This is a genomic window from Labrys okinawensis (assembly GCF_002982075.1).
GTDB classification, from domain to species: Bacteria; Pseudomonadota; Alphaproteobacteria; order Rhizobiales; family Labraceae; genus Labrys; species Labrys okinawensis_A.
Genome location: NZ_PUEJ01000003.1, coordinates 468,017 through 494,935 on the forward strand (window position 1 = coordinate 468,017; position 26,919 = coordinate 494,935).

A 26,919-nucleotide genomic window follows, 5' to 3' on the forward strand; every position below is an offset into this window, starting at 1 on the left:
ATCCATCATGAAAGCCGTGGTCTTCGAACAGTTCGGGCAGCCGCCGACACTTCAGGGCGTTCCCGACCCGACGCCCTCGCCGGAGGGGGTGGTCGTCAAGGTCGAGGCCACGGGCCTGTGCCGCAGCGACTGGCATGGCTGGATGGGGCACGACCCAGACATCGTGCTGCCCCATGTGCCCGGGCATGAATTGGCGGGCACCATCGTGGCGGTCGGCAGCCAGGTCCGGCGCTGGCGTGCGGGTCAGCGCGTCACCGTGCCTTTCGTCGCCGGCTGCGGTCATTGCCGGGAATGTGCGGGCGGCAACCAGCAGGTCTGCGAGCAGCAGTTCCAGCCGGGCTTCACGGCCTGGGGCTCCTTTGCCGAGTTCGTGGCGCTCGATTTCGCCGACGCCAATCTGGTCGAATTGCCCGAAACGCTCGACTCGGCGACGGCGGCGAGCCTTGGCTGCCGCTTTGCCACCTCCTTCAGGGCCGTGGTCGACCAGGGGCGGGTCCGGGCGGGGGACTGGGTTGCCGTGCATGGCTGCGGCGGCGTCGGTCTGTCGGCGATCATGATCGCCAGTGCCGTTGGTGCCAATGTCGTGGCCATCGACCTGACCGATGAAAAACTGGATTTCGCCCGCCAGCTCGGTGCGGTGGCGACCATCAATGCGGCGCGGACCGAGGATGTCGTGGCCGCTGTCCGCGATCTCACCGGCGGCGGCGCCCAAGTGTCGCTGGATGCGCTGGGCCACCCCGTCACCAGCGCCAACTCCATCGGCAATCTGCGCCGGCGCGGCCGCCACGTCCAGGTTGGCCTGATGCTGGGCGACCACGCCCGGCCGCCGATACCGATGGATCGGGTGATCGCCTATGAGCTCGAGATCCTCGGCAGCCACGGCATGCAGGCTTTCCGCTACCAGGCGATGTTCGACATGATCGCCGCCGGCAAGTTGATGCCTCAGAAGCTGATCGGCAGCCGCATCGGCCTCGAGGAAGCGCCGGAAGCCCTGATGCGCATGGACCGCTTCGATGGCATCGGCATCAGCGTCGTAACGCGCTTTTGAGATCCATGCCGGCTGTGCCGAACGCACAGTAGACGGTGGCGCCGTAAAACGCGGCGCCGACGAGGCCGACGAAAACCAGGCCTATGATGTCGCCGATATGGGCGAGCCCGGCCAAGAGCGGCGCGAGGGCGGTCGCGGCGGCATACATGGCCAGGCCGGCAGTCATGGTCGCTAGGGCGACACAAGCCAGCATGGCATAGAGGCGCCGGTCGAGATGCATGAAGCCGCGGCGGCTCGCCAGGATCGTCAGTAGGCCGAGATTGACCCAGGCGCCGAGGGAGGTCGCCAGGGCGAGGCCCGCCTGCTGCAGCGGACCCATCAGGACGATCTTCAGCACGATATTGACGGCGATGCCGGTGAGGGAGGCCCAAAGGGGCGTCGCGGTATCGCCGCGGGCATAGAAGCTGGCGACGGCCGAGCGGATCAGCACCACGGCCGGCAAGCCAGCGCCATAGGCGAGAAGGGCGCTGGAAGCGGCCTCCGCGTCAGCCGCCGTGAAGGCGCCGCGCATGAACAGCGCGCGCATGATGAGGTCGGGAACGGCGAGAAAACCGGCAAGGAAAGGCGCGGCCAGCAACCAGGTCAGGAAGATAGTGCGGCGCTGCGCGGCATGCGCTTCCTCGACCTGACCGGCCGCCAGCAGGCGGCTCATCTGCGGCAGAATCACCGTGCCGGCGGCGATGCCGATGATGCCGAGCGGCAATTGATTGATGCGGTCGGCGTAATAGAGGGCTGCCACCGCGCCGGCCGATAGCAGCGAGGCGATGATGGTGTCGGCAAAGATGGCGATCTGGGTGCCCATCGAGCCGATGGTGGCGGGTCCCAGCGCCCTGAAGAAGGCTCTCACCGGCGTATCCAGCTTGATCGGCTCGGGCTTGGCGAGCACGCGGGCCCGGTGCGCCGCCCACAGCATGAAGCCGAGCTGCAGGACACCGGAGATGGTGAGGCCCCAGGCTGCCGCGTGGGCGGTGGTCGGAAACCAATGATGCGCCAGCAAGGTGGCGATCATCGCCACGTTGAGCAGGATCGGCGCGGCCGCCGCCGCCGTGAAGCGCCCGACGGCGTTGAGCACGCCGCCATAGAGCGTGGCAAGGGTGATCAGGATGAGATAGGGAAAGGTGATGCGGGTGAGCGTGACGGCGAGATCGAAGCGCTCGCCCTCGAAGCCCGGCGCATTCAAGCCGACGAATTGAGGCGTGAAGATCAGCACCAATCCCAGCAGGATGACCTGCGAGATCAGCAATATCGATACGATCCGCCCCTGGAACAGCCGCGCGGCTTCGTCTCCTTCCTGCTGATGGACCTTGGTATAGGCCGGCACGAAGGAGGCGTTGAAAGCCCCTTCGCCGAAGATGGCGCGGAAATTGTTCGGCAGGCGGAAGGCGACGATGAAGGCCTCGGCCGCCGGGCCGCTTCCCATCAGGGCGGCCATCAGGGCGTCCCGGACAAAGCCGGTCACGCGCGACACCATAGTCCAGGCGCCGATGGAAAGAATGTTCTTCAGCAAGGATAGGGCCTATCGTGATGTCAGCTCCGCCCTATACGCGGCTTTGGCTGGCGGGAACAGGCACTATCGCCCTCAAAAGGTTGCTGGCGGGTGACGGAGGCGTGGATTTGCGGTGGAGAAGCTGCCGTTCGGGCTGGATGCGCTCATATGGAGCGCTGGCTTGTCCCGATGCCGCCGTTTCCATGGGCCTTGCGATTCTCGGCGATTGCGTCAGAGTGCGGCGGACCCTGGAAAAGAAAGAGGCCGCAGCTTGCGCTGCGGCCCAAGTCTAGGGAGGAAACGCCCAAGGAGGGCTATCAAACGGGGAAATGTTCCGCGCCGTTTGATGAGGATTAGTTTAGTGTGCGCCGCACAATAAACAATTGCTGAGTTTGCATGGCTGCTAGGCGAGCCATGCGTGGCGCTTGCAGGTGCCTGGCTACCGATTTCTCGAAAAGCACAACCATATCAGCGGCTTGAATAGCCTTTCCAAGATTCGTCCTTCGAGATTTGTGCCAAAAATCGGACAAGGCCTGTCGTCGGACGAACCAAAGGCCGGAGAAATCTCCTAAAATGCAAAGGGCGGAGAAAGCTCCGCCCTTCCAACTTCTCGCCGAATGATCGAAAACGGCCTTGCAGCCCGAGGGATCGCCGGATGCCCAGGCGATGTTTTCGAGGAGAGCGCCATTCGATCCGGATGGCGGAATGACGCTCCGGGATGGCTTACTTCACGGCCGCTTCGTAGAGCTCGGCGACATATTCCCAGTTCACGAGATTGTCGACGAAAGCCTTGAGGTAGTCGGGGCGGCGGTTGCGGTAGTCGATATAATAGGAGTGCTCCCAGACGTCGACGCCCAGGATCGGCGTGGCGCCGTGCACCAGCGGGCTCTCGCCGTTCGGGGTCTTGGTGACGATGACCTTGCCGTCCTTGACGGCGAGCCAGGCCCAGCCGGAGCCGAACTGGGTGACGCCGGCCTGGATGAAGTCTTCCTTGGCCTTCTCGACCGAGCCGAGGCCATCGACGATGGCTTTCTCGATATTGCCGGGAATCGCACCGCCGCCATTCGGCTTCAGCCACTTCCAGAAGTGCAGATGGTTGTAGTGCTGGCCGGCATTGTTGAACAGGCCGGCATTCTTTCCGAAGGAGCCCTTGACGATGTCCTCGAGGCTCTTGCCTTCCCACTCCGTGCCCTTGAGCAGGTTGTTGCCGTTGTTCACATAGGCAAGATGATGCTTGTCGTGATGGAACTCCAGCGTCTCGCGGGACATGTAGGGCGCGAGGGCGTCATAGGAGTAGGTCAGGTCGGGAAGCGTGAAGGACATGGCGTTCCTCATGAAGTGACATGGTGGCGATGGGCATGGCTACGAAACGCAGCCCGCCCGTCCAGTGTTCCCGAACGGTTGCCGCGAGATCGCAGATCTTGCAGCCATCCGGGCGGGAGCCGAATGACGGGGTGGCGGCTAGCGGCCTCGATGCCCGCCGGAGCAGGCTGCAAGGCCGATGCACCGTCGGCGCGCAAACTTAAGCGCGAAGGCGCTGGAAGGGAACAGGTTTGGGTGAATGCCTGGCATGATTTTATGCAAGCCGGATCGAGCCGCCCGGGCCCGGCAAAATCGTGCTTGCCGGGCCCGGCGCCAGATCACGCCGCTCCCATCTTCTGGAGGGCGAAGGCCTGGACCAGGGCCACTTCCTTCAGCCGTTCGAAGCGCCCGGAAGCCCCACCATGGCCCGAATCCATATTGACCTTGAAGATCACCGGGTTGCCCTGCGGGTTCATCTCGCGTAGCCGCGCCACCCACTTGGCCGGTTCCCAATAGGTCACGCGCGGATCGGTCAGGCCGGCGAGGGCCAGAATCGGCGGATAGGGGCGGGTGGCCACGTTGTCGACCGGACTGTAGGAAAGAATGGTCCGGAAGGCGGCCTCGTCTTCGATCGGATTGCCCCATTCGGGCCATTCCGGCGGGGTGAGGGGCAGGCTGTCATCGAGCATGGTAGTGAGCACGTCGACGAAGGGAACCTCCGCGACGATGGCGCCGAACAGGTCGGGGGCGAGATTGGCGACGGCGCCCATCAGCATGCCGCCGGCCGAGCCGCCATGGGCGACGATCCTTTTGCGGGCGGTGAAGCCACGCTCGGCCAGGTAGCTGCCGGCCGCGATGAAGTCCTGGAAGGTGTTGGGCTTCTTGGCAAGCTTGCCTTCGCGATACCAGCGCCAGCCCTTCTCGGTGCCGCCGCGGATATGAGCGATGGCATAGACGAAGCCGCGATCCACCAACGACAGCGCATTGGTGGAAAATTGGGCCGGCATCGACAGGCCATAGGCACCATAGCCGTAGAGCAGCAGGGGAGCCGAACCGTCCAGGGCCGTTTCCTTGCGGTAGAGCAGGCTGATCGGCACGCTTTCACCATCGGCCGTCGGAGCGAAGACCCGGCGGGTGACATAGAGCGCCGGGTCGTGCCCGGACGGCACCTCCTGGCGCTTGCGCAGGACCCTCTCGCGGGAGCGCATGTCATAGTCATAGGTTTCGGCCGGCGTGGTCATCGAAGAATAGACGAAGCGGATCCGGTCGGTTTGGAATTCCATGCCGCCGTCGAGCGAGAGCGAATAGGCTTCCTCGGCAAAGTCGATGGCGTGTTCCTCGCCGCTCGACAAGGATCGGATCACGATGCGCGGCAGGCCGTCCTCGCGCTCCAGCCGGACCAGCCAGTCGGCCAGCAGCACGATGTCGAGGATATAGCGGCCCGGCTTGTGCGGAATGAGATCGCGCCAGGACATCTGAGCCGCAGTCGTCTGCACCGGCGTCGCCAGAGGCGCGGTCATGATGCGAAAATCCTCGGCGTCGTCGAAATTGGTCAGGATCAGCAGCTGATCCCTCCCGTCCGGTAGCGGGCGATGCTCGATCTCATATTGCACGCCTTCCTGGCGCGTGGCGACCAGATGCACGTGGCTGTCGGCATCGTCGAGATAGATCACCCGCACTTCCGAGGTTTCATGGTCATGGATGTCGATGATCGCCAGGCGGCGCGACTGGGTCTGCGACAGGCCGACGAACATGCCGGCGTCGGCCTCTTCATAGATCAGGCGGTCGGCACTGGCCGGAGTTCCCAGAAGATGCAGCCATACACTGGAGGCGCGATGGTTCTCGTCCAGCCTTACATAGTAGAAACCCGAACCGTCCGAGAGCCAGACGGCCCCACCTTCCGTATCGGAAATGGTATCGTCCAGCATTACGCCTTTCGAGGTATCGAGCAGGCGTGTCGTATGGAACTCCGAGCCGTTCTCGTCGCAGCTCCAGGCGATCAGTCGATGGTCGGGCGAGGGGGCAAAGCCGCCAAAGGCGAAGAAGCTCTTGCCCTTTGCCAGGGCGTCGCCGTCCAGAAGCAGCGCTTCCTCGCCGCCGTCTCGCGGGCGCCGGCAGAACAGACGGTGCTGCCCGCCCTGTCGGAAACGCGAATAGTACTCGAACGGCCCGTCCGGTGAAGGCACCGAGGAATCGTCAGCCTTGATTCTCCCTTTGAGCTCTTCGAACAGCACCGCCCGCAATTGCTCGCCACCAGCGAGCTGGGCGTCGGCGTAGCGATTTTCCTGCTCGAGATGGGCCCTGATGTCGGCAGGCAACGCCGAGCCGTCGCGCAGCACCTCCTGCCAATTGTCTGCCCGCAGCCAGGCATAGTCATCCTGTAACGAAATACCATGGACGACGCGTTTGACTGGCCGCTTTTCGGCGATAGGCGGCAGAATCGAAGGTGTAGTCACCGTGTCATGCCTTCTGGTCGGGTGTGAACTTCATGGCATGGCCATTGATGCAATAGCGCAGGCCCGTGGGAGGCGGGCCGTCCGGGAAGACATGGCCGAGATGGGCATCGCAGGCGGCACAGCGGATCTCGATACGGCGCATGCCGTAGGACCGGTCCTCCAACTCGACTACGGCATCCGCGCGCACGGGCTCGAAATAGCTTGGCCAACCACAACCCGAATCGAACTTCGTGTCGGACCGGAACAATTCCTCACCGCAACAGACGCAGGAATAGGTGCCCTTTTCTTTGGAGTTCCAGAACGGTCCGGTAAAAGCGCGTTCCGTGCCGCGTTCGCGGGTAATGTGGTATTGTTCTGGAGAGAGAAGCGTCCGCCATTCCGCCTCTGTTTTGTTAACTTTCTTGTTTGGCACAATTGTCTCCCAATATTTTGCCGCAAAGGGATGCTATCGAAACGATAGACATACTTTGCGACTGATTCGACGAGCCGAGCGTTTGAAGACTATTCAGTTCGTCGTAAATAGGGGGTGGGGCGACAGTTCGCAATTCAGTGTCGTGTTGAATTCCGCGGCGAGCTTGCAAATTTGCATTTGCTGTTTGTCGGGGGTGCCAATTGTCGCAAGGGAAGTCGGCCCACTTCTAGACCTTTCTCAGGGGCGCCGGATCGGTGGCCGCCGCAGCAATGCTGCGTAATGGCCTGATCATGCGTGCCTTTCTACAATTGCAGTCTGTGGTCATGCCTGAGGTGACCTATCCGCTCGTCAGTGCAGATCAGATAGTCCGATCGGGTGTTGCAGTACCCATTTGTGATAGGGGCGCGTCTTACGTAGGCGGTTGCATGTTTTCACGGCAATAATCAAATGCGGCATAGTGCAAAATTCATGCTTGTCTTGCAAAAGATCTTGATTGATAAGATTTGAGAGTTTACATCAGTGCGCAATTCGAAATTCGCGATTCCAATGTTGCGAAGCGGATGTATGGCCTGCACTGCTGTTAATGAATGGCGCGGCAGTGTAGCCGGTGGTGAACATTTAGTTAAATCAGACCAAAAAAAGAAAGTCGATTTACCATGAGCGACGGATCCAACAACACCAACTTCATCGAGCTTGCGGCGGACATCGTCTCGGCCTATGTCAGCAACAATTCGGTTGCTGCGTCGGACCTGCCCGGCTTGATCAATGAGGTCCATGGTGCTCTTCAGCGCATCACCAGCGGCGTACAGGAAGTGCCGGCCGAAGCTCCCAAGCCGGCGGTTCCGATCAAGAAGTCGGTGACGGCTGACTACATCATCTGCCTCGAGGACGGTAAGAAGTTCAAGTCCCTGAAGCGTCATCTGCGCACGCAATACAATATCTCGCCGGAGGAATACCGCGAGAAGTGGGCTCTGCCGGCCGATTATCCGATGGTCGCCCCCAACTATGCTCAGGCCCGTTCCAACCTGGCCAAGCAGATGGGCCTCGGCCAGCAGCGCCGCCGCAAGGGTCGGTAATTTCGCCACGGCGATGCCGGAACGACAACAAGAGCCGGATGCCGCGCATCCGGCTCTTGTTGTTTGAAGTATCCAGGATGTGTCGCCGGTTAAGCTTGGAGCAGGATGTTCGCGGCAGGAACGTCAGGTGGTGACCAGGACCTGGCGGGCATCGCTGCGAATGCGCTCGACGAAAGATTTCAGCCCGTTGGAACGCTGCGGCGTGAGATGTTCCTCGAGCTGCAGGTTGCGGAAGACATCGAGCGCGTCGATGGCCAGAATCTCCGAGGCGGTATGGCCGGAATAGACGGCGACCAGGATCGCCAGGAGGCCGCGCACGATGAATGCGTCGCTGTCGCACTGAAAACTGGCGTGCCCTTCTTTCCAATGGGTCACGAGCCAGACTTGGCTGACGCAGCCCTGCACCTTGTTGGCCGTCGTCCGCGCCTCGTCGGGCAGCGGCTCGAGCGTCTTGCCGAGCTCGATCAGGTACCGATAGCGGTCTTCCCAATCGTCCAGGATCTCGAAATTCTCGATGATGGCGGCGATGTCTTGCGTGCTCATCCCTCTCATATAGGGGAGATGCCGGCGAAGACAAAGCCTTCTCAGGGAATGACCGGGCGTGGCGGCGGCAGCGCGGTGAAACGCTGGGTCGCAGGTGCTGGAGCGGCGGCGCCGTCATTCGGGCCGGCCAGCAGGCCGGTGAGCTGCCTTGCGCCGGCCAGGCCGGCCGCGCATTGCTGGGGACTTGCGGCACAATAGGACAAGGCGGCGCCGACGGCCCTGTCGGCCAAGGCGCCCGCCGACAGACCTGCCGAGGCCTGTTTGTCGTGCTGGGCCGGCGGCGCCGGCAGCAGCAGGGCGACCACGGCAAGCCAGAACATCATGCGCAGGATGAAGAACACGTCATCGGCTCCCGATCGATGGCTAATTCTAGCATGGGCACCAGCGACAGGAGCGTGACGGACCGCACAGCAGGCGGCAAAGTGAAGGGATGGTTAACGCCTGAGCGGGTCTTGGTGAGGAATTGTTCACCATGTTTGGCACTTGCCCCGCCAAGAGGCCTTTCCGGGCGCAGGAACGGCCTGCCAAGCCCATTCTCTTAGGGTTCGTTTAAAGGACGCCCTGCCATGGTCGACGGGTCATGTAGGGAGCGCGGCCGCAGGGCCGTGCCGGGGCGTTGCGTCAGTTTGATTGGTTCATATCCGCCAAGGCATCCGTCGACCGCTTGGTCCACGGGTCGGCGAAACACGATCCCTTGACAGCGGCCCGCCATGGTGCCTTCGTCGCCATGCTGCTCGGCGCGGCGCTGTTCGGCCTGACGCTGGTGCCGCCTTTCCTGGCTTTCTCAGGAGGACCGAGCCTCGGTGTCGGCGGTGTCATGGTTCTGGTCGCCGCCCTGCTCGCCATCGTCTGGCGCCTGTCCGTCACCGGTCGTCTCGACGTTGCGGCTCTGCTGACTGTCCTTGCCGTATGCGGTTTCGCCGGCATTGTCGCCCGCCACAGCGGAGGACACAGCGCCAGCGCCTATGCGCTTCTCGCCGTCGCGCCTGCCCTCGCCCTGCTGACGGGCGCACGCAACATCGTGATCCGCGCCATCGTGCTGGCCGGTGTTACCGCCATGGCGATCGCCCTGGCCGGAACGAAAATGGCGCCGCCCCCCAGCCTTGGCGCGCGCTTCCTGGACGGACTGGGCGTGGTGCTCGCCCTCGCGGCGGTCGGCGGCATCGTGCTGATGGAATTGCGGCTGCGGCGCTACGACCGTCAGCTCGTCAAGTCTGGCGAAGCTCGTTATACCCTGCTGGCGGAGAACATCAGCGACCTCGTGACCCGGCACGGCAAGCGCGGCCAGGTCGTCTACGCTTCGCCCGCCTCCCAGGCCCTGTTCGGCGCCGAACCCTCCGAGCTGCTCGGCCAGGGCCTGTTCGATTATGTGCATATCGCCGACCGGCCTGCTTATCTCTCCGCCCTCTCCAGCGCCGAGATGGATGGCCTTGCCTCGACGGTGGAATTCCGGCTGCGCCGCAAGGGGGAGGGGGCTCCCGTCTTCCTGTGGGTGGAAATGCGCTGCCGGCCGCTGGGCGAGGACGAGGATCGCCAGACTGTCGCCGTCATGCAGGACATCACCGATCGCAAGGCCTATGAGCACCAGCTCATCGACGCCAAGATCGAGGCCGAGAAGGCCAATGCCGCCAAGAGCCGCTTCCTGGCCACGATGAGCCATGAGTTGCGCACGCCCCTCAATGCCATCATCGGTTTTTCGGAGCTGATGCTGAACGAGGAAATGATGAAGCTGTCGGCGGAGCGGCGGCATGAATATGCCGGCCTGATCCATGACAGCGGCCATCATCTCCTGTCGATGGTCAACGGCATCCTCGACATGTCGAAGATCGAGAGCGGCAGCTTCGAGCTGGTGCCCGAATCCTTCCAGCTCCGCGATCTCATCGAGAATTGCCGCAATATTCTGCTGCTTAAGGCGCAGGAGCTCGGCATCTCCCTGGAGACCGCCATCGCACCCGACATGCCACCGATCATCGCGGACAAGCGCGCCTGCCGCCAGATCTATCTCAACCTGATGTCCAACGCGCTCAAATTCACCAAGCGCGGCGGCCATGTCACCATCGGCGCGCGCCAGGAGAAATATGGCGTCGCCCTCTTCGTCGCCGATGACGGCGTGGGCGTGGCGCGCGAAGACGTGCCGCGCCTCGGCGAAGCTTTCTTCCAGTCCACGGCCGGCAAGCCGTCCAAGGATTACGAACGAACTTATGAGGGGACGGGCCTCGGCCTCTCCGTCGTCAAGGGCCTTGCCCAGCTCCATGGCGGGCGCATGGAGGTCGACAGTCTGATCGGTCACGGCACCACCGTGACGGTGCAGCTGCCCTCCGATTGCGAGAGCGAAGCCTCGCGCCGGGCCTTTGCCAGCGGTGCCACCATTGAAACGCTGCCGGTACGGCCGGCGGTCCAAGATCATTTCATCGAAGAAGAATTGGGGAAGAAGCGTGCGTGAAGCGTTAGCCCGTTCCGATCGCGATTTTCTGCTGTCGGATAAGGTCGAAGAGGCCCCCTCGCGTTATGTCGGTATCGTCAGGGTGATCCTGCAGCGGCCTGCCGAAGTCGCGGGACTGGCGGTCATGGGCGGCCTGAGCCTTGCGATCCTGGTCAATGCCCTGGTTCTGCAGAACGGCACGCATACCTCCCCCTTCATCGCCCAGCGCGGTTCGGCTTCCTCGGCTCCTGCCGTTTCGGCGGCGCCTGGGGCGGACGTGCGCGGGGCCGGCGATAGCCCGTCCCAGGATGCGGTTGCCGTGCTGCGCGACGTTCAGCTCGCCTTGGCCGAGCGCGGGCTTTATGACGGCCTGGCCGACGGTGTCCTCGGGCCCAAGACCACCGCGGCGATCCGCTCCTTCCAGCAGCATAATGGCATGCCGGTCGACGGCCAGCCCAGCGCGGCGCTGCTCACCAAGATCATCGCCAGTTCCAGTCCGCTGCTCACCACCGATCCCAATGCTGCCGAAGCGCCTCCGGCTCCCCCCGTCGACCAGATCGCCGCGCTGATCAATGGCGAGCAGCCGGCCCCGGCCGGCCCACAGCCCGACAAGCGCGTGCTCGGGGTCGAAAAAGCCCTGGCCAAACAGGGCTATGGTCCCTTGAAGGTCGACGGCTTCATGGCGAGCGACACGCGAAACGCCATCTCTCGCTTCGAGAAGGATCGCGGATTGCCGGTAACCGGTCAGATCTCGACGAGGCTGCTGCAGGAATTAGCCCGTTCCGGTACCAAGGTGGAATGAGCGCCCGGCTCAAATCCAGCCTGTTCGTGGCGGCCTATCTCCGCCGTGCCATGGCGGAAGGCGCCTTCGCCGCGCTGCGCCAGCGCGGCTCGGAGGAGGCCGGGGCCATTTTCGTCAAGATCGACCATCTCGACGGCACCGCCGCGCTATACGGCCCGGCGCCGCAATCGCTCATCACCGAGGATGACGGTGTGCGCCGTTTTGTCCGGATCACCCCGCCGGGCGCCACGCCGCTGGATGCGGAGACGCGGCTGCAGCGCGAATTCCGCTTCGATCCCGACCTTTGGGTTATCGAGGCGGAAGACCGTCAGGGCCGGCATTTTCTAGACCTCGCCGAGGAAAGCTGAACCGGGCATTGTTCGAATTGCCATTCGGCAATGTATCAAAACGTGATTCCGCAACGGGGGCCTTTGGGTGCATAGTCTGGCCCGGACGGGCGATGGTACCTTGCCGGGCGACCATACCCGAAAGACCTACGCCTATTTTGTTGGGCGCGTTTTGCCCCAAAAGGGCCAATTGGCCGTATTATCGCGGCCGGATGTGCAAAATCGCACACCGAAGTCACGCCGCAGCGACGGCGGCCGGCGTTTAGTGCGTATGTACACAGACTGTTAACTTTCCTTACCTGCTAATGACCGCAAAACGAACGGAGTTCCGATTTCTGGTGCAATCTGCTGATAGGTCCCGCCATGAGCATCGTCCTGCATTTTCCCAAAGAGCCCAAAGCCCCGCGCCCTCCGAGTGAACAGGAGGCCCGGGAGCATAGTGCAGAAATCCTGTTCTTCACCGGCGTGCGCATCGAGCGCCACGTGGAAGATGATCGTCAGTCGCCCCAGCCGCGTCGTGGCGCCGGTGGTGGCAAGCGCCATCGCAAGGCGTGAGTTTCAGCGACGAAATCGGCTGAGCCGAGGGCGTTCTCCTCGGACTTGCCATCGGTGATGCGTTGAGCATCACGCTCGAATTTTCAGGCCGCGACAGCCAGAGCCCCTGCCCGATATCGTCGGCGGCCGGCCATTAGCCCTTCCGGCCGGAGCCTGGACCGACGACACCTCCATGGCGCTTTGCTTGGCGGCGAGCCTTCAGCAGCATAAACAATTCGATCCCCGGGATTGCATGAACCGTTTCGTCAATGGCTGGCGATAGGGTGTCCGGGCGCGACCGGCGAGCGCTTCGGGATTGGGGTGACCGGGGGCGCGCTCGCGCTGTGACCTGTCCGGCAACGCCGCCATCCTGCGGGTGCTGGCCGACAGCCTCAGCGGCAGCTCGCTGGTTCCAGCCCTCGTTCCACATCGGCTTGCTGCGTCGGCTCAGGCACGAGCGCGCGCACCACGATCAGGCCCGTCGGCTCGGGGGCCTGGAGACGCAGGGCGACCGGCAGGTCCGGACCTTGCTTGGCCCTGATCTCGGCAAGTTGCGCCAGTGTGAACAAGGTCATGTCCAGAGCGCCGCTCGCGCCCGCCCGATCGGTCAACGTGTAGAAATTGAGGCCTGCCGGCGTATAGAAGGACACTGAGAGAAAGCCGGCATTCAGCGGCACATGCACATGGACCGGCCCACCGGCCAGGTCGTAACGGCAGAAGGCCGTGACGATGGCCGGGTCGGGCAAGGGCAGAGGGGTCTTGTCGGCGGTCAGAATGACGAAACGCCCGAGCGGGGCGATGGCGCTCGCACGCTGGAAGCCGGTCTGCCCGCTGAGGCGGGGCAGGGCGACGATCGTGGTCAGATGCACCACAAGGCCGACGAGCAGACCCGCAAGCGTCCATAACAGCCAGCGGATCACGGTGCGCCTCCAGCCGTGCAGTCCAGCCGTTCGACCGCGGGGACGGCGATGGTCCGGCCGGCGCCGAATTCCGTGGCGAGGCCCGTCGAGACAGGGCTGTCATAAAGGCGCAGGACCAGGCTCATCGGTCCAGGGGTACTCGGCAGCCAATTGCCGGGCTGACTGTCGGGCGCCACGGTGACGCTTACCCGGCCTTCCCAGCCCCTCAGAACGGAGGAACTGGTGAAGCCGGCCCGGTTGCTGGGATTGCTTACCAGCCGGTCGGCTCGATCATAGAGGGTAAGAGTCCACCAGCGCGCTTGGGGCAGCATGGCCGAAAGGCGATAGCGGCAGGCGCCATCGAGGGCTCGGCCGGTCGAATCTTTCCGGGCGGTGAAGGCAAGGCCCTCGCCGGGGCCGAGAGGCAGGTCGCCGCTACGGGCGATCCGGGCGAGGCTGTAGCGATCGGCTCCGAGAGGATCTGCAAGGGGCCAAGCCGTCCAGGGCCCGAAGCGCAGGGCGCCCAGCTGAAAATCGGACCCTGTCGCCCACCAGGTGACACCGAGCCCCAGCGCGCCCCCGAGGCCTAGGGCATAGACCAGCCCCACGATCGAGGAGAAGCCTTTCATTCGATCGCCGACACCGGCGCGAGGTGGCGCATCTGGGCCGCCTGCTTGGCAGGGGGGCGATCGGCCTGCTCGATCAAGGTGGCGACATCCCGCAGGATCTGCGTGGCGTTGCGGGTGAGGACAGGCGGCGCCGCAGGAGCCGGCTGGGCCGGGTCCGCGACACCGGGCTCCGGCGGTTCCGCCTTGCCGGGCTGTTGCTGTCCCGGCGGGAAGGGGGCAACCCCGGGGATCGGCCGGATCTCCACGCCCTGATGAGCGACGGCCATCACCTGCTGCCAGGTCATGGCCGGAAGCGAACCGCCGGTCATCTCCTCGGTGGGCTGGAAATTGTCATTGCCGTACCAGACACCGCCGACAAAGTTGCCGGTGAAGCCCATGAACCAGGCGTCGCGATAGGAATTGGTGGTGCCCGTCTTGCCGGCCACCTTGATGCCGGGCAATTGGGCCCGCTTGGCCGTGCCGTTTTCGACGACGCTGTTGAGCATGCCGTTCATGTCGGCGATGACCTTGGGGTCGATGACGACCGGATCCTCGCGGGCGGGATCGAATTTCCGGAGAAGGTCGCCCTTGGCATTGCGGATCTCCAGCGCCGCATGAGGAGGCGCCTTGTGCCCGCCGGACGAGAAGACGCCATAGGCGCCGGTCATCTCCAGGAGATTGACGGCCTCCACTCCGATCGGCAAGGCCCAGGACTCCTTGAGATCCGTCTCGATGCCCATGGTTTTGGCCGTCTCGATGATCATGCGCCGGCCATCGGCGGCGCTCTTGCTGAGGGCCAGGGAAATCTTGACCGGGATGACGTTGACCGAGCGGGTGATGGCCTGTGTCAATGTGATCGGGCCGGAGAATTTGTGACCGAAATTCTGGGGGCACCAGTTTCGGATGCAGACCGGCGAATCCACCACGATGGATTTGGGCGTGAAGCCGTTCATCAGGGCGGTGGCATAGACGAAGGGCTTGAAGGAGGAGCCGGGTTGGCGCAGGGCGTCCGTGGCCCGGTTGAACTGGCTCTGGCTGTAGTCGCGCCCGCCTACCATGGCGCGCACCGCTCCGTCCGGCTCCATGATCACGATGGCGCCCTGATGCACGTTATAGTCTTTGCCGTATTGGCGCAGATTCGATTCCAGGACGATTTCCGCGCTCGCCTGGATGACGGGATCCAGCGCCGTGCGCACCACGAACACGGATTCGTTGCCCAGGACGCCGTCATCGGCGAGATCGGCGATCTCGCCATAGGCCCAATCGAGATAGTAGTCGGGCGCCTTCTCGCGGGCCCGGTCGACCGGCGTGGCCGGGTTGCGGCGGGCACCGGAAACCTGGCCCTCGGTCATGAAGCCGGCGTCGACCAGATTGCTGAGAACCTGATTGGCGCGCCCGCGCGCTGCCGCGAGGTTGTTGGTTGGCGCGTATTTGGTCGGCGCCTTGAACAGGCCGGCCAGCATGGCGGCTTCCGCAAGGGAAACGTCGCGCACCGATTTGCCGAAATAATATTGCGCGGCCGCCTCGATGCCGAACGCGCCCCCGCCCATATAGGCGCGGTCGAGATAGAGCTTGAGAATCTCGTCCTTGCTCAAATGCCCCTCGAGCCAGAGCGCCAGATAGGCTTCGCGGATCTTGCGTTCGAGCGTGCGCTGGTTGGAGAGGAAGAGATTCTTGGCAAGCTGCTGGGTGATCGAGGAGCCCCCCTGTACCACGCCGCTCGCCTGGCTGTTGACGGTGAGGGCGCGCAGGGTGCCGATGACATCGATGCCGAAATGATCGTAAAAGCGCCGGTCCTCGGTGGCGAGCACGGCCTTGATGACGTAATCGGGCATGTCGGCCAGCGCCACGCTGTCATTGCTGCGGATGCCGCGTTGGCCGACGAAATTGCCATAGCGATCTTCGAAGGTGACGGCGATGTCGGCGCGGCGCAGCCAGTCGTCGCCGATCTGGCGGATCGCGGGCTGCATCAGCATCAGGCCGAAGATCATACCGGCCGTGCCCAGCGTCAGTCCCTCGCAGCCGACTTCTACCAGCAGCCGGCGCCAGCCCGAGACCTGAAATCTGTTCGAGATGTCGGAGCCGCGCTCGATTCCGGCCCGTACCTTCTGCCACGACGCGTAGACGGCGTTGTCGAGCCACGAGTCCAGCCGAAGGGCGGCGCGGCTCAGGCGCTTTCGAAAGGACGGCTCTGGCTTGCGTTCAGGCACGATGAAACCAACCGATACGCGAAAGACGTCAGTACGGTCAGTCTAACCCCCGGTTGCCGATCCTGAAAGACCTGCAATTTCCCCCTCATGATTTTCCATCCGCATGGCAAACAACATTGCTTCCGGAATTAATTTCTCGTCCCTGTCGGATCCGGTCGTGCTGCATCGTCCTTGGGGCAGGTCCACGAAACGTGCCCCATGAGGAGGAAGAGACCATGGCTGAAATCGTCCCACACGGCATGAACGTCCTGTCGCCGCACCTGATCTGCGACGGCGCCGCCGCCGCCATCGAATTCTACAAGAAGGCTTTTGGCGCCGAAGAGATGATCCGCCTGCCCGGACCCGACGGCAAGCTGATGCATGCCTCGATCAAGGTCTGCGGCAGTTCGGTCATGCTGGTCGACGCGAACAAGCAATGGGGCCTGCTATCGCCCAAGATGCTCAACGGCACCCCCGTGACCATCCATCTCTTCGTCGCCGATGTCGATGCGTTCGTCGCCCGCGCGGTCGACGCGGGAGCCGAGGTGGCGATGCCGGTGCAGGACATGTTCTGGGGCGACCGCTACGGCGTGATCAAGGATCCCTTCGGGCATCATTGGTCGATCGCAACCCATCAGCGCGATCTCACCGTCGAGGAAATCCAGGAAGGCATGCGCAAGATGGGCGGCTGAAGGGCCTGGCTCCGGCGGCGCAGGCCTTCACGAAGGGTGACTCGGGCCGGCTGTTCCGCTATTGCAACGGCGATGGAACAGCCCTCGAAGCCCTTCTGGAAAACCAAGCCGCTGGAGGCACTCTCGCCGGAGGAGTGGGAGAGCCTTTGCGACGGGTGCGGGCGCTGCTGTCTGGTCAAGTTGGAGGAAGAGGAAACCGGCGATACCTATTTTACCGATGTCGCCTGTTTCATGCTCGAATGCCACAGCTGCCAATGCTCCGACTACGAGCATCGCAAGCGTCATGTTCCCGATTGCGTCACGCTGACGCCCGAACTGGTGCGCACCATCGATTGGCTGCCGCCGACCTGTGCCTATCGCTTGGTCGCTGACGGCGAGGATCTCTATTGGTGGCATCCTTTGGTTTCGGGCGACCCCGATACCGTGCACCAGGCCAAGGTCTCGGTTCGCGGCAAGGTCAAGGCTGACGACAAACAGGTGGGCGAGGGCGAGTGGGAAGAGCATGTGGTGCGCTGGCCCGCGCGCGTCCCCAAGGCGGCCCGCAGACGCTGAAGCCGGTATAGTCGCCGACGTCGCGCTGCCGAGCCTGAAAGTGGGGTGAGCCAGCGCCGATCACTTGCGGCGCGGCAGGCTGACCCATTGCCGAACATCGCTGTGAAGACATTCCGGGAATTGCCCTACTCGGGCAGCATTCCAGCAACACAGCGCGATTATCTTCACGTCACTCGAAAGGAGTTGTGGGATGGAAACGCTTGTCGACATCGGCTCTGCTGCCGTGCTCATGATCCTGGCGGGCATGATCTTGCATGTTGCCCTGTCCATGCCGGTTTGAGGCTGCACAAATACTAAGTTTACTCTTTGGTAAACATGTTTTGCGGCGAGAAGGCGCCTGTGCGTTTTCGCACAGAATGGATGCGTGCCTCTGTTCGAAATAGAACGTGTTGAACATCAGATTCGGGGGAAGATTGATGACACGCGCGCAACTGGTTCTCGATCGTCCCGAGCGGCTGGCTGGCTTCGGCCGGGTGAATCCCTCGGCGGCTGGCCGGCATCTCAGTTTTGCGATCTCGACTCTCTCCTTCGTCGTGATCGCCTCCTCGGCCTTGTTTCTCGCCTCGTTCTTCTAAAGCGTTTTGCGATTTGGCAGAATTGCCAGGAAGCGCAAAGACGCGTCGAACCAAAAAGTTGGAGCAAACAGGCCTTTCGGTCTAAACGGGCTTTGCTCGGGAGAGTGCAATTTCTCCGAAGGCGTTTTCTTGATCGAAGAGGTATCAACTTTTCCGGAAAACGCTCCAAGCATCGCGGCGCGTTTTCTCTTTGGATGCCGAGAGCCGCCTGATTCTACTGAAAGCGCACGGGCGAGCCGGCCCTGTCGGCCATGGTCTCGATGAAGGAGCGATAGGCCGAGACTGCTGTGACGGCGGTGATCGTGCCGCAATCGCGCCCCTTGCCGCCCATCACGGCCGAGATCACCCCGACCAGCACATAGTTTCCGCCCTGGCGCTGGAACACCGGTCCGCCCGAATCCCCCCGGCAGATGCCATTGTTGTTGATGGTGCGGCGGGTCGCCTTGTGGTCGATCAGAAAGAGCTGGTGGGATTTGCTGTCGATCTGGTCCAGCATGTCGAAGCGCCGTTCGCGCAGCTTGCCGGCGCTGCTGACGACGCGATCGCGGCTCATGCCGAAACCAGCAACCTGCACGTCGACGAAGCTGCCGTCATCGGCGATGCGCGAGGCCAGCGGCACCGGCACCAGCCAATCCGGAAATTCGTGCTCCACCCGGATCAGGGCGATGTCGTTGATCGCCGCCGAGGTGCCGAGCGCCGTCACATCGAATTGGGGATGGATCGCCACCTGCGTTGCCTCGGCAAAGCGGAAGCGGAACTGGGTGTCGAGGGCTCGGATGCGATAGTCGCCATGGCCGCTCAGGAAGCAGTGGGCGGCCGTGAGCACCAGCTTGCGGGAAATTACCGTGCCGCTGCATTTGGTACCGCTCGGCCCCGTGATCTGCACGACATGGCTGCGGACGCCGGTGGGATCGGTGACATCGCGGCCGCCCTTGATCGCCAAGGCTGGCATGGTGAGGGCCACGAAGGACATGACAGCAACGGCGAGGCGGATTTTCATCATGGCTAAGCTGTAGAGCATTTCCAACCAAAACCAAATTGTTGCACGCCCTCGCCGATTCTCGGGCTTCATTGCAGGAATTTGCCGGGTTTCGAGTTTTCCAGGTCACGGCAAGGACGCGCCCATCCGTGCCGCATTGCTGCGAATCCAGGGCAGGGCGGTGCCGAGCAGGGCGACGCCCGTCATGCCGCCGCAGCCTCGCCCGCTATTGGCTCCTACGGCCGAGGCCAGCACACCCACAAGCATGCCCTCGCGCAGCACCGGACCACCCGAATCGCCCTGGCAGGCGCCGCCGACGCCGCTGCTCTCGCGCAGGCGCAATTGCACCTTCGAGATGGGTGGGGCTCCCTCCAGCGCGATCTCGCGGAGGACGCCGCCGCTCTTGCCGGCGTTCTGGGCGGTCAGGCCGAAACCGGCGACGCGGTAAACTCCTCCCGCAATCCCTGCTTCGGCGACAAGGGGAAGGGGAGCGTAGCCGGCCAGCGGCGCATCGAGCTTCACCAGAGCAAGGTCGATGGTGAAATGCCGCCTGTCATAGGCCTTGGCATCGAATTGAGGGTGGATCGCCACGCTGCCGAGCTGCGACAGCACCGGCTTGCCGGCCTGATACGTCAGCAGGCGGTAATTGGCTCCCTTGCGTACGCAATGGCCCGCCGTCAGCAGAAGGTCGGAGGCGATGACGCTGGCCGAGCAGAAACTGCCGCGATCGGAGACGATCATCACGACATGGCGGGCCATATCGGCGGCTGCCGGCGCGCCGCCGACGATGGCACGGGCCGGTTGCGCGGATAAGAGAGCCATGGCCAGTGCGAAAAGGCCGGCGACGAACGAGCGCAAGGCCCGGCGCGACGTCGGTGTCAGCATGAGCGACCGGTCGGACGCATGCGCGAGCCAGCCGCGGTCTGCCACATTGATGTGGCGCTTCTTCTGGCGAAAGGCGGGATTGAGCATTACGTTCATGCCGTGTTCAGTGGCTCTGCAGAATGATGATGGGCCGAATCGAGGGGAATTGCGGCGAAATCTAGAGCAAGGCGCGTCGGGCGGAAATGCTGCCTTGTTCCAACACCTTGTTTCGGCGCGTTTTTGGATTTTTGCAGGAGGCGAGCTATCGCAGAACGCTATAGCAAAAGGATGAGAATGGGGCGGATATCCTCCTTGGCCATGGCCGTTGCTCTGGGACTTGGGTGGTTTGGCGCAGTGCAGCCGGCTATGGCTGCCTGCGTCAGCCTCAGCGAGGCGCGCCCGCTTGTGAAGGCTGGTACCATAGTGCCTCTTATTTCAGCATTGGGAGCGGCGCGACGTGCTGTAAAGGGAGAGATGATTGACGGGAATTTGTGTGGAGATCCGGGCAATTACCGCTATGTCGTCACATTTCTGGGGACCGATGGGCGGGTGATAAGAGCGACGATCAACGCCAAGACCGGCGAAGTCGTTGGTGTGAAGTAAAGGAATACCGATGCGACTTCTCGTGGTCGAGGACGATCAGGATCTCAACCGCCAACTCGTCAAGGCGCTTGAGGAGGCCGGCTACGCCGTTGACCGGGCTTTCGACGGTGAGGAAGGCCACTTTCTCGGCGATACCGAGCCCTATGATGCCGTGGTGCTCGATGTGGGCCTGCCCAAGCTTGACGGTATCACCGTTCTCGATCGCTGGCGCCGTTCCGGCAAGGTGATGCCGGTGCTGATCCTCACCGCCCGGGACCGCTGGTCCGACAAGGTGATGGGCTTCGATTCGGGCGCGGACGACTACGTGGCCAAGCCCTTCCACATGGAGGAAGTGCTGGCCCGCCTGCGCGCTCTGATCCGTCGCACCACCGGCCATGCCACCAACGAACTCGTCTGCGGCCCCGTTCGCCTCGACGCCCGTGCCGGCCGCGTGGTGGTCGATGGCAATCCGATCAAGCTCACCTCGCATGAATATCGGCTGCTGGCCTATCTGATGCACTATACCGGACGCGTCGTGTCGCGCACCGAACTGGTCGAACATCTCTACGACCAGGATTTCGATCGTGATTCAAACACGATCGAGGTGTTCGTCGGTCGCCTGCGCAAGAAATTGGGTGTGGACGTGATCCAGACCGTGCGCGGCATGGGCTATATCCTCACGCCGCCGGACTCCATGCGCGTATGACCACGCGTTCGCTGGCCTTCCGCCTCTTCGTCGCCGCCGCGGCCTGGGTGGTGGTGGTGCTGGTGGTGGCGGGCGTGGTGCTTTCGTCCGTCTACCAGCATGCGACCGAACGCTCCTTCGACGAACGCCTCCACGTCTATCTCAAGACCCTGGTGGCCGATATCGCCGGCGCGGATGTGGGGGATCGCACGGCGCCCGGCGCCATGGGCGAGCCGCGGTTCGAGCTGCCGCTGTCAGGCTGGTACTGGCAGATCAGTCGCCTCGACAAGCCGGCGTCCAACGGGTCCAAATCCCTGTTCGAGGCCACCCTGCCGAGCCTCGAAGACCAGAGCACGCCCGGCGAGCCCAGCGGCGTACGCGAGGGCTATATCAAGGGCCCGGACGATCGCCGGCTGCGTGCGGTCGAGCGCCTGATCGATCTCGGGGAGGACGGGCGCTACAGGGTGACCCTGGCGGGCCCCGCCGACGAGATCGACAGTGCTATTTCCGACTTTCAATATTCGCTGCTGTGGACCTTTACCGCTCTTGGCGTCGGGCTGCTCGCCGCCATCCTGCTGCAGGTGCGCTTCGGCCTCAGGCCGCTTTCGCGCATCAGCGGCGCGCTGGCCCGCATGCGTACCGGCGAGGCAGCCAAGCTGCCGCCCGACCTGCCGGACGAGATCGTGCCTCTCGCGCGCGAGCTGGATGCGCTGGTCGATGCCAACAGGGAGGTGGTCGAGCGCGCCCGCACCCATGTCGGCAACCTCGCCCATGCCCTGAAGACGCCGCTGTCGGTCATCGCCAACGAGGCGGGCACGGCGCCGGCGAACCCCTTGGCCGAACAGGTGAGCCGGCAGGTCGCCGTGATGCGCAAGCAGATCGATCATCACCTCCAGCGTGCGCGCATCGCCGCCGCCGTCAGCGTGGTCGGAACGGTGACCGAGATCGTGCCGGTGATCGAAGGACTGGTGCGGGCCATGGAGAAGATCCATGCCGCCAAGCGCCTGAAGATCAAGGTGCAGCTCGATCCCGCGCTACGCTTTCGCGGTGAAAAGCAGGATATCGAGGAGATGACGGGTAATCTCATCGACAATGCCTGCAAATGGGCGATCGGCGAGGTGATGATCAAGGCCGAAGTGTTTCATCTCGACGGCGTCCTGTTCGCCCGCATCATCATCGACGATGACGGCCCGGGCCTGTCACCCGAGAAGCGTGCCGAGGCGGTGCAGCGTGGCAAGCGGCTCGACGAAACCAAGCCCGGCACCGGCCTCGGCCTTGCCATCGTACAGGATCTCGTCTCGCTCTATGGCGGTCGCTTCAGTCTCGACGAGGCGCCGATCGGCGGTCTGCGGGCCATTCTCGATATTCCCGCTCTGCAGGGGGCCACGCCTTCCTCGCGTGCCCGGCCCCCCTCGCGGAGCGGAGAAGGGGCGACGGTATAGACGCCCGGCGATTCAAAGCCGGGCATCGAGGCGGGATCACTTTCTCGTAACGCGTGGAACAGCAGTGCCTTGCGACACCGTGAGACGGTTGGCGCGCGGCATTTTTGCGTGTAAGGCTGCCCGCGGCACCCGCTCAAAGCGTTTTGCGATTTGACGGGAGCATCTAGAATCGCAAAGACGCTCAGGCCAATCGGTTGGATCGGCCTGAAACAGGGAGTTGGAGCAAACAGGCGTTCGTTCATGAATGCTTCTTGCTTTGGGTCAGGGGTCCTATGACAAAATCGATCGTCAAGCTGTTCGGCCTGGCTGTGGTGGCGTTGCCGCTGGCAGGATGCGGACTTACCGGCTCGACCACCCAGCCGACTGTTGCTGCCGCGCCGCCCACGCCGGCCACCAGCAATTCGCCGATCCTCGACGGCCTCGATCCGGCCGATCGTGCCCGGGCCGAGCAGGCTCGCCGCACGGCCCTGGACGGCAAGGCCAAGGTCAGCGTCGATTGGAAGAGCGACAGCAACGCCACCACTCACGGCAGCGTCGTCGCCGGCCCGCTGCAGAACCAGGGCGCGGCCCCGTGCCGGCAATATTCCCAGACCGTCTACAAGGACGGCGTGCCGGCCGTCGCCCGTTCGACGGCGTGCCGGCAGCCCGATGGCGTTTGGGTCAACAGCTGAGGCGTTTTGCGGCGGGGTGCGACGGCCAGAAATCGCGGTGACACGTCGAGACGACAAACCGGAGCAAAGAGGTGTTCGGTCATGAACCCACCGTGCTCCGGCGGGATTTGGGCGGACAGGGGCGCTGTCCGCGACAAATCGGTGACAATGCGTCGCTGCGCGCCTGAAACGCCCAAATTAGGCCTTATGGCCAGCGCAAGAGACCTCGAATGCTCCTTTGGATAGCCCTGGCCGCCATGACCGGCCTCGCAGCACTGGCATTGCTGTGGCCGCTGGCGCAGCGCGGCAGCGCCGCGACGCCGCAGGCATCCGATGTCGCCATCTACAAGGACCAACTGGCCGAGATCGATCGCGATCTGGAGCGCGGGCTGATCGCCAGGAGCGAGGCACAGGCCGCCCGCATCGAGGTCTCCCGCCGCCTCATCGAGGCCGATGAGGGAGAGAAGGCGGAGAAGGGCCGGCAACCGGCCGGGCAGGCCTCCATCGGGCGGCGCAGGCTTGCCGCGGCTATCGTCCTGGTCGCAGTTCCCCTGCTCAGCCTCGGGCTCTATGCCTATCTCGGCTCGCCCTCGAGCCCCGACCAGCCTCTGGCGGCCCGCCTGGACGGCAATATCGAGAACGCCTCCCTCGATGAATTGGTGGCTCGGGTGGAAGCCAAGCTGGCGGAGAATCCGGAAGATGGCCGCGGCTGGGACTTGATGGCCCAGATCTATCTGCGCCAGCAGCGTTTCGAGGATGCCAAGCAGGCCTATGCCAATGCGCTGCGGCTGCTGGGATCGACTGCCGAGCGCGAAGCCAATTTCGGCGTCGCCATCGTCGCCGCCGCCGACCGCATGGTGACGGCGGACGCCAAGGCCGCCTTCCAGCGGGCCCTCAAGCTCGATCCCAAGGAATTCCGCTCGGCCTATTTCCTCGGCCTCGCCAAGGAGCAGGACGGCGACAAGAAGGGCGCGGTCGAGGCCTGGCAGGCCCTGATCCCCGATAATCCGAATGCCGCGGACTTTCTGAGGCAGGAAATCGCCAGGGTCGGCGGGCAGCCGCAGGCAGCCCCCGATATGGCTGCGCGCGGCCCTTCGCAGGATGATGTCAAGGCCGCCCAGGCGATGACGCCGGAGGAGCGCGGCAAAATGATCCAGGGCATGGTGTCCGGGCTGTCCGAGCGGTTAAAATCACAAGGGGGCAGCCCCGAGGAATGGATGAAGCTGATCAAGGCCTATAGCGTGCTCGGACAGGCGGACAATGCCCGTACTGCCCTTGCCGATGCCCGCAAGGCCCTGGCCAATTCGCCCGACGCCATCAGGCAGATGGACGAGCTTTCGAAGGCACTGGGTTTATGACGCGCAAGGGCAGACGTCTGGCGATGATCGGCGCGGCCGGTATGGTCCTCGCGGTTGCGGTGGGCCTGGTGCTGTTCAGCCTGGGCGGCACCATGTCTTATTTCGCCGGCCCGAGCGACATCGTCGGCAAGCAGACCACGCCGGGCCAGCGCTGGCGGCTGGGCGGGCTGGTGGAGCAGGGCTCCCTGCAGCGTGGCAGCGCGTCCGAGATCTCCTTTACGGTGACCGACACCAACAAGTCGATCAAGGTCGTCTATTCGGGTATCGTGCCCGATCTCTTCCGCGAGGGGCAGGGCGTGGTGGCCGAGGGCGTGGTCGACAGCGCAGGCGTCTTCCAGGCCGATACGCTGCTGGCCAAGCATGACGAGAAATACATGCCCAAGGAAGTGGCGGACGCGCTGAAGGCGCAAGGCCATTGGGAAGAGGGCGGCGCCTACGGGAAGAAGCCATGATCGTCGAAGCCGGCCATTACGCACTCGTCCTCGCGCTGACGCTCGCCGTGATTCAGTCGGTGATTCCGCTGTGGGGCGCCCGCGCGGGCGATCTCGGCCTGATGCGCATCGGCACCAGTTCGGCCCTGTTCCAGCTTCTCTTCGTCGCCGTGGCGTTCGGCGTGTTGACCCATGCCTATATCAGCTCGGATTTCTCGCTCGCCAACGTGTTCGAGAATTCCCATTCGGCCAAGCCGCTGCTCTACAAGATCACCGGCGTGTGGGGAAACCATGAGGGCTCAATGCTGCTCTGGGTCCTCATCCTCGCCTTTTTCGGCGCATTGGTGGCGGCTTTCGGTCGAAACCTGCCGCCGACCATGAAGGCCACCGTGCTGGCGGTGCAGGCCTGGATCAGCACGGCCTTCCTGCTCTTCATCCTGCTGACCTCCAATCCCTTCAACCGCTTGGCGCCGGCGCCGATGCAGGGGCAGGATCTCAACCCGATCCTGCAGGATATCGGCCTCGCCATCCATCCGCCGCTGCTTTATCTCGGCTATGTCGGCTTCTCCATCGCCTTTGCCTTCGCCGCCGCGGCGCTGATCGAGGGGCGCATCGATGCCGCGTGGGCACGCTGGGTACGGCCCTGGATCCTGCTGGCCTGGATCTTCCTGACGCTGGGCATCGCCATGGGTTCCTACTGGGCCTATTACGAGCTGGGCTGGGGCGGCTGGTGGTTCTGGGATCCGGTCGAGAACGCCTCGCTGATGCCCTGGCTCGCCGGCACGGCCCTTCTCCACTCAGCCCTGGTGATGGAAAAGCGCAACGCCCTTAAGGTGTGGACGATCCTGCTGGCCATCCTCACCTTCTCGCTCTCCCTGCTCGGGACCTTCCTGGTGCGTTCGGGCGTGCTCACCTCCGTGCATGCTTTCGCCACCGATCCCCGGCGCGGCGTGTTCATGCTGGCGATCCTGGTGCTGTTCATCGGCGGCGGTCTCAGCCTGTTCGCCTGGCGGGCTTCCGCCTTGAAGCAGGGCGGCATCTTCGCGCCGATCTCGCGCGAGGGCGCGCTGATCCTCAACAATCTCCTGCTGACGGTGAGCTGCTTTGCCGTGTTCATCGGCACGCTCTACCCGCTGGCCCTGGAGGCACTGACGGGCGGCAAGGTGTCGGTCGGTCCGCCCTTCTTCGATCTCACCTTCGGGCCGCTGATGCTGGCGGTGCTGGTGGTGATGCCGTTCGGGCCGTTCCTGGCCTGGAAGCGCGGTGACCTGGCGGGCGCCATGCAGCGCCTGGGCGCTGCGATCGGCCTCGCCATCCTAGCCGCGCTGGTGACGTTGTGGCTCAAGCAGGGCGGGCCGGTGCTGGCGCCGATCGGTGCGGGCCTCGCCTTCTTCATCATGGCGGGGGCGGTGGTCGAGATCGCCGGGCGCATCAAGCTGTTCCGCGAGCCGCTGGGATCCAGCCTGCGCCGGGCGAAGGGCCTGCCGCGTTCGGCCTTTGGCACGGCCTTCGCCCATTTCGGCGTCGGCGTGACGTTGATGGGCATCGTCGCCGCCTCGGCCTGGCAGTCGGAAACCATCGTCGCGATGAAGCCGGGCGACACCGCCACCTTCGGGCGCTTCCAGGCCACCTATGTCGGCGCGGTGCCCAAGCGCGGCTCGAACTACACGGCCACAGAGGCGAAATTCGTGATCCGTCGCGACGGTGTCGAGATCGGCCGGATTTCGTCCTCCAAGCGCTTCTACCCGGCGCGCCAGATGCCGGTGACGGAAACGGGTATCAGCACCCATGGTTTCGACCAGATCTATATCGGTCTCGGCGACAATCTGCCTGACGGCGCCATTGCGGCGCGGCTCTACGACAAGCCTCTGATCACCTTGATCTGGCTCGGTTGCCTGATCATGGCGTTCGGCGGCCTGCTATCGCTGTCGGACCGCCGCTTGCGCGTCGGAGCACCCAAGCCGGCGCGCCGGCTTGGCCAGACCATGCAGCCGGCCGAGTAGGCC

28 protein-coding genes are annotated in these 26,919 nt (G+C 63.8%); 17 read left to right on the plus strand and 11 right to left on the minus strand.

Annotation, left to right across the window (positions count from 1 at the left end):
• Positions 1-7 precede the first annotated feature (7 nt).
• Positions 8-1,048 carry a zinc-dependent alcohol dehydrogenase family protein gene (locus tag C5L14_RS09225; protein WP_105861727.1) on the plus strand — a complete coding sequence of 347 codons (1,041 nt, stop codon included), beginning with the start codon at positions 8-10 and terminating at the stop codon, positions 1,046-1,048.
• Here C5L14_RS09225 and murJ read toward each other — a convergent pair.
• From murJ to msrB, 4 genes are all read right to left on the minus strand, one after another.
• Positions 1,026-2,555, minus strand: coding sequence for a murein biosynthesis integral membrane protein MurJ (gene murJ / locus C5L14_RS09230; protein WP_105861728.1), 1,530 nt, complete (start codon positions 2,553-2,555; stop codon positions 1,026-1,028). The two genes, C5L14_RS09225 and murJ, sit on opposite strands and share 23 nt — an antisense overlap.
• Before the next feature lie 702 nt (positions 2,556-3,257).
• On the minus strand, positions 3,258-3,857 hold the full coding sequence (locus C5L14_RS09235) for a superoxide dismutase (RefSeq protein ID WP_105861729.1): 600 nt from the start codon (positions 3,855-3,857) through the stop codon (positions 3,258-3,260).
• Between the two features lie 317 nt (positions 3,858-4,174).
• The gene (locus C5L14_RS09240; protein WP_105861730.1) at positions 4,175-6,292 is read right to left on the minus strand and encodes a S9 family peptidase; all 2,118 of its coding nucleotides are present in this window, start codon (positions 6,290-6,292) and stop codon (positions 4,175-4,177) included.
• A gap of 4 nt (positions 6,293-6,296) precedes the next feature.
• On the minus strand, positions 6,297-6,704 hold the full coding sequence (msrB, locus tag C5L14_RS09245; RefSeq protein ID WP_245443319.1) for a peptide-methionine (R)-S-oxide reductase MsrB: 408 nt from the start codon (positions 6,702-6,704) through the stop codon (positions 6,297-6,299).
• Between the two features lie 656 nt (positions 6,705-7,360).
• On the opposite strand from msrB, the gene C5L14_RS09250 reads away from it, so the two are divergent.
• Positions 7,361-7,780 carry a MucR family transcriptional regulator gene (locus C5L14_RS09250; protein WP_068288823.1) on the plus strand — a complete coding sequence of 140 codons (420 nt, stop codon included), beginning with the start codon at positions 7,361-7,363 and terminating at the stop codon, positions 7,778-7,780.
• A 123-nt stretch (positions 7,781-7,903) separates the two neighbouring features.
• On the opposite strand, the gene C5L14_RS09255 is transcribed toward C5L14_RS09250, so the two are convergent.
• Both C5L14_RS09255 and C5L14_RS09260 read right to left on the minus strand, forming a co-directional pair.
• The gene (locus C5L14_RS09255; protein ID WP_105861732.1) at positions 7,904-8,323 is read right to left on the minus strand and encodes a SufE family protein; all 420 of its coding nucleotides are present in this window, start codon (positions 8,321-8,323) and stop codon (positions 7,904-7,906) included.
• A gap of 41 nt (positions 8,324-8,364) precedes the next feature.
• Positions 8,365-8,664 carry a hypothetical protein gene (locus C5L14_RS09260; RefSeq protein ID WP_105861733.1) on the minus strand — a complete coding sequence of 100 codons (300 nt, stop codon included), beginning with the start codon at positions 8,662-8,664 and terminating at the stop codon, positions 8,365-8,367.
• Between the two features lie 353 nt (positions 8,665-9,017).
• Between C5L14_RS09260 and C5L14_RS09265 the strand changes: the two genes are divergently transcribed.
• The 5 genes from C5L14_RS09265 (at position 9,018) to C5L14_RS09285 (ending at position 12,690) form a co-directional block, all read left to right on the plus strand.
• A complete protein-coding gene (locus tag C5L14_RS09265; RefSeq protein ID WP_105861734.1) occupies positions 9,018-10,766 on the plus strand; it encodes a PAS domain-containing sensor histidine kinase in 1,749 nt (582 codons plus the stop codon).
• Positions 10,759-11,547, plus strand: coding sequence for a peptidoglycan-binding domain-containing protein (locus C5L14_RS09270; RefSeq protein WP_105861735.1), 789 nt, complete (start codon positions 10,759-10,761; stop codon positions 11,545-11,547). The genes C5L14_RS09265 and C5L14_RS09270 overlap by 8 nt, the downstream gene beginning before the upstream one ends.
• Entirely contained in the window at positions 11,544-11,894 is a 351-nt protein-coding gene (locus tag C5L14_RS09275) for a DUF1491 family protein (protein WP_105861736.1), read from the plus strand. The genes C5L14_RS09270 and C5L14_RS09275 overlap by 4 nt, the downstream gene beginning before the upstream one ends.
• A 342-nt stretch (positions 11,895-12,236) precedes the next feature.
• A complete protein-coding gene (locus tag C5L14_RS09280; protein ID WP_105861737.1) occupies positions 12,237-12,428 on the plus strand; it encodes a hypothetical protein in 192 nt (63 codons plus the stop codon).
• A 115-nt stretch (positions 12,429-12,543) separates the two neighbouring features.
• Positions 12,544-12,690: an ADP-ribosylglycohydrolase family protein gene (locus tag C5L14_RS09285; protein ID WP_245443337.1), complete on the plus strand. Its 147-nt coding sequence runs from the start codon at positions 12,544-12,546 to the stop codon at positions 12,688-12,690.
• Positions 12,691-12,799: 109 nt separating this feature from the next.
• Here the strand turns inward: C5L14_RS09285 and C5L14_RS09290 are convergent, their stop codons facing one another.
• The 3 genes from C5L14_RS09290 to C5L14_RS09300 are packed head-to-tail and all read right to left on the minus strand — an operon-like array spanning position 12,800 to position 16,124.
• Positions 12,800-13,327: a DUF1254 domain-containing protein gene (locus C5L14_RS09290; RefSeq protein ID WP_181161093.1), complete on the minus strand. Its 528-nt coding sequence runs from the start codon at positions 13,325-13,327 to the stop codon at positions 12,800-12,802.
• Entirely contained in the window at positions 13,324-13,935 is a 612-nt protein-coding gene (locus C5L14_RS09295; RefSeq protein ID WP_105861739.1) for a DUF1214 domain-containing protein, read from the minus strand. Before C5L14_RS09295 ends, C5L14_RS09290 begins: the two co-directional genes overlap by 4 nt.
• Positions 13,932-16,124, minus strand: a complete 2,193-nt coding sequence (locus C5L14_RS09300) for a transglycosylase domain-containing protein (RefSeq protein WP_105861740.1) — start codon at positions 16,122-16,124, stop codon at positions 13,932-13,934. Before C5L14_RS09300 ends, C5L14_RS09295 begins: the two co-directional genes overlap by 4 nt.
• A gap of 215 nt (positions 16,125-16,339) precedes the next feature.
• Here C5L14_RS09300 and C5L14_RS09305 point away from each other — a divergent pair, with 215 nt between their 5' ends.
• The 3 genes from C5L14_RS09305 (at position 16,340) to C5L14_RS30310 (ending at position 17,922) form a co-directional block, all read left to right on the plus strand.
• A complete protein-coding gene (locus C5L14_RS09305) occupies positions 16,340-16,795 on the plus strand; it encodes a VOC family protein (RefSeq protein WP_105861741.1) in 456 nt (151 codons plus the stop codon).
• Positions 16,796-16,867: 72 nt separating this feature from the next.
• Positions 16,868-17,347, plus strand: a complete 480-nt coding sequence (locus tag C5L14_RS09310) for a YcgN family cysteine cluster protein (RefSeq protein WP_105861742.1) — start codon at positions 16,868-16,870, stop codon at positions 17,345-17,347.
• A 416-nt stretch (positions 17,348-17,763) separates the two neighbouring features.
• Positions 17,764-17,922, plus strand: a complete 159-nt coding sequence (locus C5L14_RS30310) for a hypothetical protein (RefSeq protein WP_181161094.1) — start codon at positions 17,764-17,766, stop codon at positions 17,920-17,922.
• A 214-nt stretch (positions 17,923-18,136) separates the two neighbouring features.
• Here C5L14_RS30310 and C5L14_RS09315 read toward each other — a convergent pair whose 3' ends face one another.
• Together C5L14_RS09315 and C5L14_RS09320 are read right to left on the minus strand one after the other, a co-directional pair.
• On the minus strand, positions 18,137-18,925 hold the full coding sequence (locus tag C5L14_RS09315) for a S1 family peptidase (protein ID WP_181161095.1): 789 nt from the start codon (positions 18,923-18,925) through the stop codon (positions 18,137-18,139).
• A gap of 102 nt (positions 18,926-19,027) precedes the next feature.
• Positions 19,028-19,882 (minus strand): S1 family peptidase, encoded by an 855-nt coding sequence (locus C5L14_RS09320; protein WP_105861744.1) that lies wholly within the window; start codon positions 19,880-19,882, stop codon positions 19,028-19,030.
• Between the two features lie 195 nt (positions 19,883-20,077).
• On the opposite strand from C5L14_RS09320, the gene C5L14_RS09325 reads away from it, so the two are divergent.
• The 7 genes from C5L14_RS09325 (at position 20,078) to C5L14_RS09355 (ending at position 26,916) form a co-directional block, all read left to right on the plus strand.
• Positions 20,078-20,368 carry a PepSY domain-containing protein gene (locus C5L14_RS09325; protein ID WP_146126870.1) on the plus strand — a complete coding sequence of 97 codons (291 nt, stop codon included), beginning with the start codon at positions 20,078-20,080 and terminating at the stop codon, positions 20,366-20,368.
• A gap of 10 nt (positions 20,369-20,378) precedes the next feature.
• Complete coding sequence (locus C5L14_RS09330) at positions 20,379-21,053, plus strand: response regulator transcription factor (RefSeq protein WP_105861746.1); 675 nt, start codon at positions 20,379-20,381, stop codon at positions 21,051-21,053.
• Entirely contained in the window at positions 21,050-22,474 is a 1,425-nt protein-coding gene (locus C5L14_RS09335) for a sensor histidine kinase (RefSeq protein ID WP_105861747.1), read from the plus strand. The genes C5L14_RS09330 and C5L14_RS09335 overlap by 4 nt, the downstream gene beginning before the upstream one ends.
• Before the next feature lie 272 nt (positions 22,475-22,746).
• Positions 22,747-23,145 (plus strand): hypothetical protein, encoded by a 399-nt coding sequence (locus C5L14_RS09340; protein ID WP_105861748.1) that lies wholly within the window; start codon positions 22,747-22,749, stop codon positions 23,143-23,145.
• 209 nt (positions 23,146-23,354) lie between these two features.
• Complete coding sequence (ccmI, locus tag C5L14_RS09345; RefSeq protein WP_105861749.1) at positions 23,355-24,482, plus strand: c-type cytochrome biogenesis protein CcmI; 1,128 nt, start codon at positions 23,355-23,357, stop codon at positions 24,480-24,482.
• Positions 24,479-24,934 carry a cytochrome c maturation protein CcmE gene (gene ccmE / locus C5L14_RS09350; protein ID WP_105861750.1) on the plus strand — a complete coding sequence of 152 codons (456 nt, stop codon included), beginning with the start codon at positions 24,479-24,481 and terminating at the stop codon, positions 24,932-24,934. The genes ccmI and ccmE overlap by 4 nt, the downstream gene beginning before the upstream one ends.
• A complete protein-coding gene (locus C5L14_RS09355; protein WP_105861751.1) occupies positions 24,931-26,916 on the plus strand; it encodes a heme lyase CcmF/NrfE family subunit in 1,986 nt (661 codons plus the stop codon). Before ccmE ends, C5L14_RS09355 begins: the two co-directional genes overlap by 4 nt.
• Positions 26,917-26,919: the final 3 nt, after the last annotated feature.